14 protein-coding genes are annotated in these 13,063 nt (G+C 69.3%); 3 read left to right on the top strand and 11 right to left on the bottom strand.

From position 1 onward, the window contains the following. The first annotated feature begins 14 nt into the window (after nt 1-14). Nucleotides 15-959: an o-succinylbenzoate synthase gene (locus DMH01_RS38720; RefSeq protein WP_125683813.1), complete on the top strand. Its 945-nt coding sequence runs from the start codon at nt 15-17 to the stop codon at nt 957-959. A 59-nt stretch (nt 960-1,018) separates the two neighbouring features. Here DMH01_RS38720 and DMH01_RS38715 read toward each other — a convergent pair whose 3' ends face one another. The 4 genes from DMH01_RS38715 to DMH01_RS38700 form a co-directional block, all read right to left on the bottom strand. Then, nucleotides 1,019-1,927: a M23 family metallopeptidase gene (locus DMH01_RS38715; RefSeq protein ID WP_233621848.1), complete on the bottom strand. Its 909-nt coding sequence runs from the start codon at nt 1,925-1,927 to the stop codon at nt 1,019-1,021. A 156-nt stretch (nt 1,928-2,083) separates the two neighbouring features. Beyond that, nucleotides 2,084-2,677: a hypothetical protein gene (locus tag DMH01_RS38710; protein ID WP_125683811.1), complete on the bottom strand. Its 594-nt coding sequence runs from the start codon at nt 2,675-2,677 to the stop codon at nt 2,084-2,086. A gap of 78 nt (nt 2,678-2,755) precedes the next feature. After that, nucleotides 2,756-3,550 (bottom strand): transporter substrate-binding domain-containing protein, encoded by a 795-nt coding sequence (locus DMH01_RS38705; protein WP_125683809.1) that lies wholly within the window; start codon nt 3,548-3,550, stop codon nt 2,756-2,758. After that, the gene (locus DMH01_RS38700) at nt 3,550-4,287 is read right to left on the bottom strand and encodes a DNA polymerase beta superfamily protein (RefSeq protein WP_125684128.1); all 738 of its coding nucleotides are present in this window, start codon (nt 4,285-4,287) and stop codon (nt 3,550-3,552) included. Before DMH01_RS38700 ends, DMH01_RS38705 begins: the two co-directional genes overlap by 1 nt. A 72-nt stretch (nt 4,288-4,359) precedes the next feature. Between DMH01_RS38700 and DMH01_RS38695 the strand changes: the two genes are divergently transcribed. After that, a complete protein-coding gene (locus DMH01_RS38695; protein WP_007033414.1) occupies nt 4,360-4,584 on the top strand; it encodes a PspC domain-containing protein in 225 nt (74 codons plus the stop codon). 240 nt (nt 4,585-4,824) lie between these two features. Here the strand turns inward: DMH01_RS38695 and groL are convergent, their stop codons facing one another. The 5 genes from groL to DMH01_RS38670 form a co-directional block, all read right to left on the bottom strand. Beyond that, nucleotides 4,825-6,453 (bottom strand): chaperonin GroEL, encoded by a 1,629-nt coding sequence (gene groL / locus DMH01_RS38690; protein ID WP_034308290.1) that lies wholly within the window; start codon nt 6,451-6,453, stop codon nt 4,825-4,827. 337 nt (nt 6,454-6,790) lie between these two features. Continuing rightward, entirely contained in the window at nt 6,791-8,233 is a 1,443-nt protein-coding gene (locus DMH01_RS38685) for a serine/threonine-protein kinase (RefSeq protein ID WP_125683807.1), read from the bottom strand. A 56-nt stretch (nt 8,234-8,289) separates the two neighbouring features. Then, on the bottom strand, nt 8,290-8,496 hold the full coding sequence (locus DMH01_RS38680; protein ID WP_005164266.1) for a cold-shock protein: 207 nt from the start codon (nt 8,494-8,496) through the stop codon (nt 8,290-8,292). A 114-nt stretch (nt 8,497-8,610) separates the two neighbouring features. Next, nucleotides 8,611-9,234 (bottom strand): AIM24 family protein, encoded by a 624-nt coding sequence (locus tag DMH01_RS38675; protein WP_125683805.1) that lies wholly within the window; start codon nt 9,232-9,234, stop codon nt 8,611-8,613. A 4-nt stretch (nt 9,235-9,238) separates the two neighbouring features. Further along, a complete protein-coding gene (locus DMH01_RS38670; protein WP_034308282.1) occupies nt 9,239-9,916 on the bottom strand; it encodes a TIGR00266 family protein in 678 nt (225 codons plus the stop codon). Nucleotides 9,917-9,990: 74 nt separating this feature from the next. Between DMH01_RS38670 and glp the strand changes: the two genes are divergently transcribed. Continuing rightward, entirely contained in the window at nt 9,991-11,184 is a 1,194-nt protein-coding gene (gene glp / locus DMH01_RS38665; protein ID WP_125683803.1) for a gephyrin-like molybdotransferase Glp, read from the top strand. Nucleotides 11,185-11,199: 15 nt separating this feature from the next. Here glp and DMH01_RS38660 read toward each other — a convergent pair whose 3' ends face one another. Beyond that, on the bottom strand, nt 11,200-12,444 hold the full coding sequence (locus DMH01_RS38660; protein WP_125683801.1) for an MFS transporter: 1,245 nt from the start codon (nt 12,442-12,444) through the stop codon (nt 11,200-11,202). Continuing rightward, nucleotides 12,441-13,004 carry a helix-turn-helix domain-containing protein gene (locus DMH01_RS38655; protein ID WP_125683799.1) on the bottom strand — a complete coding sequence of 188 codons (564 nt, stop codon included), beginning with the start codon at nt 13,002-13,004 and terminating at the stop codon, nt 12,441-12,443. The genes DMH01_RS38660 and DMH01_RS38655 overlap by 4 nt, the downstream gene beginning before the upstream one ends. Nucleotides 13,005-13,063: the final 59 nt, after the last annotated feature.

Genomic DNA, 13,063 nt, shown 5'->3' with positions numbered 1-13,063 from the left:
CATGATCGGTGCCGATGGACGTCTACGCGATCCCCCTGCGCACGCGGTTCCGCGGCATCACCGTCCGTGAAGGACTGCTGATCCGCGGCGAAGCGGGCTGGGGCGAATTCTGCCCGTTCTCCGACTACTCCGACGCCGAGAGCGCGCCGTGGCTGGCGTCCGCGCTGGAGGCGAGCGAACGCGGCTGGCCGTCGCCCGTGCGGGAGAGCGTCGAGGTGAACGCGACCGTCCCGGTGGTGTCCCCGGACAAGGCGTACGAACTCGTGTCCGCGTCGGGATGCCGCACGGCGAAGGTGAAGGTCGCCGACCCTCGGGTGAGCCTCGCCGAGGACTGTGCCCGGGTGGAGGCGGTGCGGTCCGCGCTGGGCCCGCGGGGCGCGGTTCGCGTCGACGCGAACATGGCCTGGGACGTGGACACCGCGGTCAAGGCCATCGGTGAACTGGACCGCGCGGCGGGCGGTCTCGAATACGCCGAGCAGCCGTGCCCGTCGATCGAGGAGCTCGCCGACGTCCGGCGCCGGGTCGGCGTGCGGATCGCCGCGGACGAATCCATCCGCCGGGCCGAGGACCCGCTCAAGGTGGCCGTGGCGGGAGCGGCCGACATCGCCGTGCTGAAGGTCGCGCCGCTGGGCGGGGTCCGGCGCGCGCTGGAGGTCGCCGAAGCGTGCGGGCTGCCGTGCGTGGTGTCGTCCGCCGTCGAGACGAGCGTCGGTCTCGCCGCCGGGCTGGCCCTCGCGGGCGCACTGCCCACTTTGGACTTCGCCTGCGGGCTGGGCACGATGTCCTTGCTGACGGGGGACGTCTGCGGCGACTCACTGTCCCCTGTGGACGGTCGCCTGCCGGTGCCGCTTCAGGCTCCCGCACCCGACCTGTTCGCGGCCCACGCCGCCGCCCCGGACGTCCGGGCGGCCTGGGAAGCCCGCTTCACTCGCGTCCGCACCCACCTCCGGACGCCATGAAAGGTCCCTTCCTGGCAAATTTCGCAAGGAAGGGACCTTTCATGGCGTTCGGGAGAAGATCAGGTGCAGTGCTCGAAAGGCGATTCGTAGGTGTTGGAACCCGCCGAGCCGCCCCACCGGACGCATTTCGCGCCGGCGGCCGCACTCACCGGGCCCGCGTAGTACTCGAAGCTGCCGGAGTCGGTCTTCCTCGCCGAACCCTGGACTTCGAGGAAGGCCGAAACCGCGCTGCCCGTGCCGACCGAGGTGGACTTGATGGTCGTGACGCAGTTGTTCTTGGTCGTGCCGTTGTACAGCAGGTACGCGGTCGCGGCGCTGCCGAGCGCCTGCGAGTCGATCACCTTGTAACCGTCGCCGCACACCTCGACGGCGTCGTACGGGTTGGGATTCCCGTTGCCGCTGCAGGTGTTCTTCGAGGTCACGTTGGCGTTGGGGTAGCCGAACCGCACGCCGTTGAAGTACGCGGGCTTGATGTTGCTCGGCCACGACGAGTCGTTGGTGCGGACTTCGTAGTGCAGGTGCGGGCTGATGTTGTTGCCCGGCTTGGAGGTGTTGCCGACCTCGCCGATCTTCTGTCCCTGCGCGACCTGCGCGTTGAGCGCGACCGAACGGACCTTCAGGTGCGCGTAGTAGGTCGACCATCCCCCACCGTGGTCGATCTTCACCAGGTTGCCGAACCCGTTCTCCGAACCCTGGTGCGCCGAGATGACGACCTTGCCCGCCGCCGCCGCGACCACGGTGTCGCCGAGATCCGCCCCCGCGGAACTGCCGCGGTTGAAGTCGATCTCGTAGGCCCGGTGCGCGCTGCTGTTGTCGTTGTCGCCGTTCCACACCTGGTTGCAGGGGAACGGGAGCTGGAAGTTGGGACGCGGCCCGACGGCGGCCTCGGCCGACGTCGCGGTGATCGCCAGCCCGGCCATGCCCAGCAAGGCGGTGGCGGCCGCCGTGACCACTCGTCTGAATCTCATCGGATGTCCTTTCTCGGCGTTTCGTGAGAAGCGTCCCGAAAGGGCGTACAAGCGAGATACAAACGACCACGAGCCCTCCTGGCCGAGGGGACCAGGAGGACTCGTGCCGCCTCCGCACCGGACCGTCCGCGTCTTCCCCGTCCCGGTGCGGGTGTCTCAGCCGACCCGCTCGATGGTGGCCCGACGGATCAGGAACTTCCCGGGTTCGCGGACCTGCTCGAAGGCCGCGTTGTTCAGCAGCGCGCAGCTGCCGGAAGCACCGGTGACCTCGACGGTCGTGGACTTGTCGTTGTCCAGGTTCGTCACCTTCAGCTTGGTGCCCGCCGGGAACTCGCTGCTGGACGCCGCGGGCGCGCCGCCCTCGCCGGACAGCGTCACCGTGGAGCCCTGGCAGACGACTTCGCCTTCCCCGGCCACCTCTGCTTCCTGATCGACGACCTGTTCCTGCTTCGCGCCGTCGGCCTGGACGTCCTCGGTGCATCCCGCGGCTTCGCGGCGCTGCTGGATGAGGTCGACGACGGCCTGCCGGTTCGCGATCCGCGCCCCGGACTGCGCGTCCGGATCGGCCTGCTGGCCCGCGATGAAATCCAGGTTGTTTCGGAGGGCGGTGTCCAGTCCCTGGCAGCTTTCCGCTGCTTGCCCGTCCGGAGTGCTGATCGCGAACATCGCCGCGGCGATGGCGGCCACCCCGAGAACGGACGCGATGCCGATCGTCGCACGCTTGCGGTGTTTCCCGGCGCTGTTCATCATCGGTGCTTCCTCCGGTCTGGTTCCTCCTCACCCACATCCATGGATACGGCCGGGTAACGGAAGTGGTTCAAACCGATTTCAGCCGAGCCAGGGTTTCGCGATCCGCGCGTAGGTGTCGTCGTTCAGCGCGAGATGCAGCCACTGGTCGATCCATTCCTTGAACACGATGTCGCGCGGCACCAGGTACGCCTTCTCCGAGAAGGTGAACGGCTCGTCGGGATGCACCGCGCACAGCCGCGGATTCTGCTTTGCCTGCCACCGGGTTTCGGTCGCGTCGGTGATCATCAGATCCGCCCGGCCTGCCAGGATCTCGGCGAAGATCGTGTTGTTGTCCGGATGCCGCACGATGGTCGCGCGTTTCAGGTTGGCATCGGCGAACTGTTCGTTGGTACCGCCGGGGTTCACGATCACCCGGACGCCCGGCTGGTCGATCTGCTCCAGGGTCTGGAACCGCTTTTCGTTCTCGCACAAGGTGATCGGGGTCTTGCCGTCACGAAGATAGGGAACGGTGTAGAAACCCTTCTTCGCGCGGTCCAAGGTCACCGAGACCCCGCCCATCGCCAGATCGCATTTCCGCCCGACGTCGTCGGCGATCGCCTTCCATGTGGTCTGGACCAGTTGGAGCCGGACGCCGAGCCGCTTCGCGAGGTCGCCCGCGAGGTCGATGTCGATCCCGCTCCACGCGCCCGCCGCGTCGCGATAGGTGAACGGGCGATAGTCGCCCGTCGAGCACACGCGGATCTCGCCGCGGGCCTGAACGACGTCGAGCCTGCTCTGCGCGCCATGACCTTCGGGCGCGGCGCCGGCCGTGCCGATTCCCAGCACGGTCAGCACCGCGACCCCGAACGTGAGTACCTTCGCCTTGATCGTCATCAAGGCATTTTCCACGCCCTGAGGTAGGCCTGCACGAGCCAAGCGTCGACCCAGCCGGTGTCCGGCTCCTCCGGCAACGGCGACGCCCCGCGGCCGAGCTCGTCGAGACGGCGCTCGAGGAGCTCGGCCGCTTCCAAGGCTTCCTCGCGGGTTTTCTTGCCCTGCCTCAGATCGCGAAGCCAACCGAGCCACGGTTCGGGAACCGGCAACGTGATCCGCCCGGTCTCCAGCAGCTCCACACCCTGGACTCCGAGGCGCACCATGTGCATGGCGAACTTCGTGTCGAAGCCGTACTTCTCGATCAGCTCCGGCCGCCCGGCCTTGCCCCGCAACCCCAGCATCCGCTCGCGCTGGGCGCGGGAGTAACCGAGGAACCGCAGGCCCGCCCGGCGCGAGACGATCCGGTGCGCGTTCTCGCGCAGTTCGGCGCCGAGTTCGTCGATCACCACGATCTCCGACTCGGGCGCGAACAACGGCAGCAGGACCGTCGGATTCCCGTTGAGCACGAGCCGCAGCCACTTGCGCAACGAGTAGACGATCAGGTCGAGGTCGCCGGGACCCGACCGGACGCCTTCGGGTTGCGTGCGGAAGATGTACTGCTCGAACCGCTTGAGGCCGATGACGTGGTCCGGCGGCTCGACGCAGATGCCGAGTTCGTCGCGGTCGTCCTGGCCGAGCACGGCGGTACCGTGCAGACCGGACCCGACCTGGCAGCATCCGGTTTTCCGGCCCCTCAGGGTCGGATTCCAGGGTCGGGTCGGGGCCGTTCCCCGATGTGCCAGGGGTCGTTCCGGGGCGAACATTGAGCCATGACCAACAGCGTGTACACCCCCCAGGCCACCAAGAAGCTCTACCGCAGCCGCACCGACAAGATGCTCGCGGGCGTCGCCGGCGGCTGGGCCGCCTACCTCGGCGTCGACGCCGCGATCCTGCGCATCGCCCTCGTGGCAGGCGTCTTCTTCACCGCCGGATTCGCGATCCCGCTCTACGCCGCCGCGTGGCTCTTGACTCCGGAACAGCCGGGCGAATCCTGAGCGGGGCGGGCGCCGCGCACAGGGGGCGCGGCGCCCGATGGGGCAGGGGGACAGGGGAAAGGCCCGGGCATGGGGATGCCCGGGCCTTTCCCTTTCGCGGAACACGCGTGATTGGAGGCGTAACTCGCGTGATTGGAGGCGAATCACACGTGTCTGGAGGCGGAACTCGCGAACGGGCAAAAGAAAAGCCCGGACGCGCGAGGCGCGTCCGGGCTTTCCGGTGGTGCTACAGGCTCGAACTCAGAAGTCCATGCCGCCCATGCCACCGGACGGGTCGGCGGGAGCGGCCGAGGCCTTCTCCGGCTTGTCCGCCACGACGGCTTCGGTGGTCAGGAACAGCGCCGCGATGGAAGCGGCGTTCTGCAGCGCGGAGCGGGTGACCTTCGTGGGGTCCGGCACGCCGGCGGCGAGCAGGTCCTCGTAGACACCGGTGGCGGCGTTGAGGCCGTGACCCTGCGGGAGGGACTTGACCTTCTCCGCCACGACGCCGCCTTCGAGGCCGGCGTTGATCGCGATCTGCTTGAGCGGCGCCTCGACGGCGACCTTGACGATGTTGGCACCAGTGGCCTCGTCGCCCTCGAGCTTCAGACCGGCGAAGGCGGCCTCGGCGGCCTGGATGAGAGCGACGCCACCACCGGCGACGATGCCCTCTTCGACGGCGGCCTTGGCGTTGCGCACCGCGTCCTCGATGCGGTGCTTGCGCTCCTTCAGCTCGACCTCGGTGGCGGCACCGGCCTTGATGACGGCCACGCCGCCGGCCAGCTTCGCCAGACGCTCCTGGAGCTTCTCGCGGTCGTAGTCCGAGTCCGAGTTGTCGATCTCGGCGCGGATCTGGTTGACGCGACCCTGGATCTGGTCGGCGTCGCCCGCACCCTCGACGATGGTGGTCTCGTCCTTGGTGATGACGGCCTTGCGCGCCTTGCCCAGCAGGGAAAGGTCCGCGTTCTCCAGCTTGAGGCCGACGTCCTCGGAGATGACCTGGCCACCGGTCAGGATCGCGATGTCCTGCAGGATCGCCTTGCGGCGGTCACCGAAGCCCGGGGCCTTGACGGCGACGGACTTGAAGGTGCCACGCATCTTGTTGACGATGAGGGTGGCCAGGGCCTCGCCCTCGACGTCCTCGGCGATGATCAGCAGCGGCTTGCCGGACTGGATGACCTTCTCCAGCAGCGGCAGGACGTCCTTGACGGTGGAGATCTTGGAGCCGAAGAGGAGGACGTACGGGTCCTCGAGCTCGGCTTCCTGACGCTCCGGGTCGGTCACGAAATAACCGGAGATGTAGCCCTTGTCGAAGCGCATACCCTCGGTGAGCTCGAGCTCGAGCCCGAAGGTGTTGCTCTCCTCGACGGTGACGACGCCTTCCTTGCCGACCTTGTCCAGCGCCTCGGCGATGAGCTCACCGATGGTGCGGTCCGCGGCGGAGATCGACGCGGTGGCGGCGATCTGCTCCTTGGTCTCGATCTGCACGGCCATCTTGTGCAGCTGCTCGGTGATGGCCTCGACGGCCGCCTCGATGCCGCGCTTCAGGCTGATGGGGTCGGCCCCGGCGGCGACGTTGCGCAGACCCTCGCGGACGAGAGCCTGGGCGAGCACGGTGGCGGTGGTGGTGCCGTCACCCGCGACGTCGTCGGTCTTCTTGGCAACTTCCTTGACGAGCTCGGCCCCGATCTTCTCCCACGGGTCCTCGAGCTCGATCTCCTTGGCGATGGAGACACCGTCGTTGGTGATCGTCGGCGCGCCCCACTTCTTTTCGAGCACGACGTTCCGGCCCCGCGGGCCGAGGGTCACCTTGACGGCTTCGGCGAGGGTGTTCAAGCCGCGCTCAAGACCGCGGCGGGCGTCCTCGTCGAACGCGATCAGTTTGGCCATTGCGGTGTGGTCCTCCGGTATTGGGCGCCGCCGCACGCCTACTACAGCGCGGCGGCAGGACTCTTCCTCGGCCAGGCTCGGTGCCCGCGACGGACGACCCACCCGATCAAGGGTGCGGCCTCACCGTCCCGACCTTCAGGCGAGCGATCGGTGACCGCTCTGCCTGGCACTCGACGGCGTCGAGTGCCAATGTCGTGTTTAGCACTCTCCCGGGGAGAGTGCAAGAACCGCAGGTCAGCGCGGTGGCGTGGCCGAAGGGAACCATGCCCTCATAAGACGCGGCGAAGGACGCTTTCACCGCGTCGCATGCGGTGAAAGCGTCCTTCACCCCCGGGTGTCAGTTGCTCGGCTTGATGGGGATCGACGACGGCGGCGCCTTCAGCGACGATCCGGGAGCCTGCGACTGCGAGCCGCCGGGGCCGACCGGGATGTTCGGCGCGGTGGTCTGCGGGCCGTTGCCGCCGCTCGAATCACCGAAGATGAAGATGGCGGCCACGATCGCGCCCGCGACCACGAGGGCGCCGACGATGATCCAGATCCACTTGGCGCCGCCGCCCTTCTTGGGCTGCTGCTGGAACCCGCCCTGCTGCTGCGGCGGGCCGTAGCCGGGGGGCGGCCCCTGCTGGAAACCACCCTGCTGGAACCCGCCTTGCTGCGGCGGCGGGCCGTAACCCGGGGGCGGTCCCTGCTGGAAACCGCCCTGCTGGAAGCCACCCTGCTGCGGCGGCGGGCCATAGCCGGGCGGCGGGCCCTGCTGGGGCGGGCCTTGCGGCGGGGGACCCTGCGGTCCCGGTCCCTGCTGGCCGTAGCCGGGCTGCTGTCCTCCGTACGGGTGCACGGGGCCCCCCTCTCCCTGTGGCGGCGTGTTCTGCCGTGGCGCGCTCTGCTGGACCGGCGCCGCGGCCCCGGGCGGGCCGGGGGGCTCGTTCGAAGTCGCGAGCGGACCGAGCGCGCGCCGGGCGGCCGCGATCATCTCAACACAGTTGGGGTAGCGCTCGGCGGGATTCTTCGCCATTCCCTTCCGGATGACCTCGTCGATGCCGGCCGGCAGGCCGACGATCCGCGAGATGGCCGGGGGCTCGCCGTTCAGGTGTCCCTTGATGACCGTCTGCACGTCGCCCTTGAAGGGCGGGCTGCCGGTCAGGCAGGCGTAGAGGACGCAGGTGAGCGCGTACTGGTCGGTGCGGCCGTCGAGCGGCTCCCCGCGCAGGTGCTCGGGGGCGGCGTACGTGGGCGAGCCGAGGAAGTCGCCGCCGCGGGTCCGGTGCCCGGTGGCGCCGCGGCGGGTCAGGCCGAAGTCGGCGACGTAGACGTGCTCGCGCGAGGTCTCCTTGCTGGTGACCAGGACGTTCGCCGGTTTGACGTCGAGGTGCACGAGACCCCGGTTGTGCAGGGTGTCGAGCGCGTCGGCGACCTGGTCGAGCATGTTCAGCGCGCGGGCGGGCGCGATCGGACCGCCGGAGATCAGCCCGGCGAGGTCGCCGCCGTCGACCATCCGCATGGCGATGTAGAGCATGCCTTCGAGCTCGCCGAAGTCGTACAAGGGCACGACGTTGGCATGGTCGATCGCGGACGTGTTCCGCGCCTCGTCGACGAAGCGTTCGCGGAACTCGGCGTCGGCCCCGAGGTGATCACCGATGACCTTCAGTGCCACCTTGCGTCCGAGCCGCACGTCCGTGGCCTTGTAGGTCACGCTCATGCCGCCCTTGCCGAGCACACCGTCGATGCGGTAGTTGCCCAGCCGGCGACCGGTCAGGTCCCCCGACTCATCGCCTGTCACGCAGCGCAGCCTAACGCGCCAGTTCCCGAGGCCGCCGGGGGTCGCCCGAAGTCTGCCTATGAGACCTTGCGGACGTCCGCCGCCTGGCTCCGCCCGTCACGGCCGGACTGGACTTCGAATTCCACGCGGTCACCCTCGTCGAGCGTCCGGAATCCGTCGGCCTGAATGGCCGAGTAGTGGACGAAGACGTCGGGCCCTTCGGTGGATTCGATGAATCCGTAGCCCTTTTCCGAGTTGAACCACTTGACGGTGCCGACTGCCACGGCGCACTCCCTCAGCACAGGATCCGTCGGCCTTCTCTGCCCCGGCCGGCGGTTTCGAGTGCAGTTCACGCTACCCGAATTACCGGCGTCGGCAATGCTCAATTCGTCCCAAGGTCATCCGCGGGAAAGCCGCCTATTGCGCGCTTGCACGAGGACGCGTCCTGGTCCAGCGAAGTCCAAAGCGAGCCCTTCGCCGGTGCGGACCGACTGCGGACCGGACTGGTCGACCGCGCGGAGACGGCACTGCACGGTGTCCGGGTAGGCCAGCAGGAAGTCCGGCCGGACGGTGACGAGTTCGCCGGCGGTGAGCTCGAAGGCGTCGACCGGACCCTGCGCGGCCAGCACGAGCGGCCCGGTTCCGCTGTAGTGCTCCAGGAAGCCGGAGTCGGACCCGAAGAGCGTCTGCAGCGGCGCCCAGCCGGCGTCGTGCCGGACGGTCGCCGGCCGGGCGAGGATCGCGTCCCGGCTCACGCACCAGCCGCCCACGCCGGTGAATTCCAGCGGGTAGACGTCGCCCGCCGCCAACGGCGCGAAGTCGATCCAACCGCCGCCCTCGGGCGCGGTGAACACCGACGGCGTGCCCTTGCCCGCCCGCGAACCACCTCGGGAGGGAACGGTTTCGGTGATGCCGAAACTGCTGGCGAGCATGGTGTCCCCGGCGGCCTGGACGGCCTCGCCGGGGGACAACAGCACTCGTGCGACCCCGAAGTTCGGGGTGTGCCTCGTCTGGACCCGCATGGGCTCAGCGGGAGGGGACCTGGGCGATCACCCAGGCGGACAGCGCCGACGGGTTGCGGGTCTGGGTGAGCAGCTGGCCGGGACCGGCGAAGTCGAAGACGAGGCCTTCACCGCTCTTCATCGACTGGATGACGCCGGTGGCGACCTTGCGGATCTGGTACTGCAGGGTGTCGGCGAACGCGACGACGTGCCCGGTGTCGATGGTGATCACCTCGCCCTGCTGCAGGGTCACCGTCTCCAGCGCGCCGTAGCAGGCCACGACCAGCGGGCCCTGTCCCGTCGCGTGCGTCAGGAAGCCGCCCTCGCCGCCGACGAGGTTCTTGAGCCCGCCCCATTTGGTCTCGGTCTGCACGCCGTGCGACGACGCGAGCCACGAGCCTCGGGTGACGCACCAGCCGGTGCGGCCGTCGAGGTTGATGATCTGCATGTCGCCCGGCAGGTTCGCGGCGACGTCGACCCAGCCGCCGTTCTGCGGGGCGGTGTAGGTGGAGATGAAGAACGACTCGCCGGAGAGGAAGGCGCGGCCGAGGCCCTTCATGATGCCGCCCTGCGCCTGGGACTGGACCTGCACGCCATAGCTCGTCGCCATCATCGCGCCCGACTCGACCTGCGCCGGCTCACCCGGGGCGAGCATGAGCCTCGCCACCGCGAACGAGGGCTGGTGACGGATCTGAACCTGCATGTTCTTCTTCTCCCCGGTGGTGGTTGTGACGCGCAGAGTCTTGCATGCGACCCCCGACCGAGGAGGATGGTCCGGTGATCTCCGTCGACGCCCACCGTGAGACCGTCACCGGCCTGCTCGGAAACGCCCCTGTCATCAGCCTTCCGCTCGCCTCCGCCGCCGGGCTCGTCCTGGCCGAGGACGTGCGCGCGGGGGTCTCGCTGCCGCCGTTCGACAACTCGGCGATGGACGGTTACGCGGTCCGCGCGGAGGACATCGCGGAAGCGCCGGTGACGCTGCCGGTCGCCGAGGACATCCCCGCCGGCCGCGTCGACATCACGAAGCTGGAGCCGGGCACCGCGCACCGGATCATGACCGGCGCCCCGTTGCCGCCCGGCGCCGACGCCGTGGTGATGGTGGAGCACACGGACGGCGGTGTGACGGACGTCCGGATTCTCAGGACAGCCGTCCCGGGCGCGCATATCCGGCGCCGGGGCGAAGACGTCGTCGAGGGCACGGTGGCCCTTCCCGCCGGGACCGTGCTCGGCCCGGCGCAACTGGGTCTCGCGGCGGCCGTCGGGCTCGCCGAGGTTCCCGTGTTCAGGCCGTTGAAGGTGCTCGTCGTGTCCACCGGGACCGAACTCGTCGACGCGCCGGAACCCTTGCGGCACGGGCAGATCTACGAGTCGAACAGCATCATGCTGGCGTCGGCGATCCGCGCGCTCGGCTGCGAGGCCGAAGTCGTGCGCAGTGTGGTCGACGACGTGGACGAGTTCCGCGCGGTGATCGAGCCGCGGCTGGCGGACGCGGATCTGCTGGTGACCTCGGGCGGGGTCAGCGCGGGCGCGTACGAAGTGGTGAAGGACGCGCTGACCGGACAGGGCGTGGAGTTCCGGAAGGTCGCGATGCAGCCGGGCGGGCCGCAGGGCTGCGGACGCTGGAACGGCGTGCCGGTGGTGACGCTGCCGGGCAATCCGGTGAGCGTGCTCGTCTCCTTCGAGGCGTTCCTGCGCCCGGCATTGCTCGCGGCGATGGGGCACGCGGGCGTCGACCGGCAGCAGGTGCGGGCCCGGCTGACCGAGGCGATGACCTCCCCCGCCGGGCGACGCCAGTTCCGGCGGGGCTTCTACACGCATTCCGAAGGCGAGGTCACCGGGATCGTCGGTCCGCGCGGCGGGCCGGGTTCGCATCTGCTGGCGTCGTTCACGCAGGCGAACTGCCTGATCGTGCTGCCGGAGGACGTGGACTCGGTCGAGCAGGGCGACGAGGTGACCGTCCTCCTGCTCTGACCTGCGTTTAGCGGGCTAAACGCGATCTGTGGGGAAGTCGCGGCACCGGCCGATCGGCGTGAACAGCAGCGCGAAGACGGCGAGCACCTCCAGCCCGGCCATCAGGCCCAGCGTCTGCCGGACGCCGGCGGTCTCGCCGAGGATCCCGCCGAGCAGACCGCCGAGGGCGATCGCGCCGAAGCTGAGCACGGACATGCTCGCGGTGACCCGGCCGAACATCGGCGCCGGGACGTACCGCTGCTTGAAGGTGGCGTTGAGGACGTTCGAACCGACGACGCCGGCGCTGAGCGAGAACCCGGCGGCGACGAAGAAGGCGAGCCCCCAGCCGCCGTTCGCGAGCGGGCCGAGCAGCATCATCAGCGCGCCGAAGGCCTCGCAGAGCACGAAGGCACGAGCGGTGCCGATCCGCGCGGCGAGTTTGCCCGACAGCGCGGCGCCGAGGACGCCACCCGCGCCGGCGAGCGCGAGCACGAGGCCGGTGGCGCCCGCTCCCACGCCGAGGTCGCGGACGAGGAAGACGACCTCGATCGACTGGTAGCCCATGAGCGCGACGTTCGAGATCGCGCCGAAGACCGCCAGGACACGCAGATACGGGTCGCGGACGACGAAAGCGAGGCCGTCGCGGATCTCGTCCCGCAGCCGTGACCGCGTCTTCGCCGGACGTTCGGGCTCTCGGTGGCGGATGGATCGCAGGCACAGTGCGGAGATCCCGAAACTGATGGCGTCGGCGAGCACTCCGGCGACGGCGCCGAACCCCTGTGCCAGCAGACCGGCCAGCCCGGGGCCGCCGATCTGCGCGGCGGATTCGCTGCCCTGCAGTTTTTCGTTGGCTTCCTGGAGTTGTTCCTTTTCGACCAGCGAAGGCAAGTACGCCCGGTACGCGACGTTGAAGAACACCTTCGCGACGCCGCCGGCCAAGGCGACGACGATCAGCTGGGTCATCGTGAGCAGGCCCGCCCACGCGGCGACCGGGACGCTCAGGAACACCAGCATCGAAATGCCGTTGCACACCAGCATGACCGGGCGTTTCGGCCGTCTGTCAACCCAGGCGCCGGCGGGCAGGCCGATCAGGAGCCACGGCAGCCAGGCGGCCGCGGTCAGCAGCCCGACCGCGAACGTGCTCGCCTGCAGGGTGACCACCGCGACGAGCGGCAGCGCGACGACGGCGATGGAACTGCCGAGCACGCTGGTCGTCTCGCCGGTCCACAGGAGCCGGAAATCGCGTGAGCGCAGCAAACCGCCGCGTTCGCGGGTGGTCACGGGCGGGCCGGGACGGCGCGGGTGGCGATGAAGACGGGGCGGCGCTCCTGGCCGTCGTCCGGGATCTCACGGCCGCTGTAGGACTTGATCAGCTCGTGGACTTCTCGTTCGAGTTCGGCCAGTTCGGCGACCGACATCTTCGCCCAGCTGTCGGTGGCGAAGGCGGCGCGATGCCACTCCTCCGGATAGGTCTCGCGTTCGGCGAACCATTGGCGCGCCATGGAGACCTGACGTTCGAGGGCGAGGGATTCGGCGGCGGCCGCGACCGGGTCGTCGGGGAAGTCCGACGGCGACCAGGAAACCGCGTAGCCGACGCGGCGCCACCAGCGCTCACGGCGGTCGCGGGCGAGTTCCGGCGCTTCCTCGACGAGATCGCTGGCGGCCAGCACCTTCAGATGGTGGCTGACGTTCCCGACCGCCTGCCCGGTCCGCTCGGCGAGCACGGACGCCGTGCTGGGGCCGTCGAGGCGGAGTACGTCGAGCAGGCGGCGGCGCAGCGGATGCGACATCGCGGCGAGCACCTTCGAATCGTGGACTTCGTGTACCTCACGGTCGGCCATAACGCACAACAGTAGTTGCACAAGGATCCTTGTACAAGTCCCCTTGTGCGCTACTCCAT

It is taken from the genome of Amycolatopsis sp. WAC 04182 (genome assembly GCF_003947465.1).
In the GTDB taxonomy this organism is placed as follows: Bacteria; Actinomycetota; Actinomycetes; order Mycobacteriales; family Pseudonocardiaceae; genus Amycolatopsis.
The sequence above is the reverse complement of the archived record's forward strand: the minus strand, read 5'-3'. Positions and strand labels throughout refer to the sequence as shown.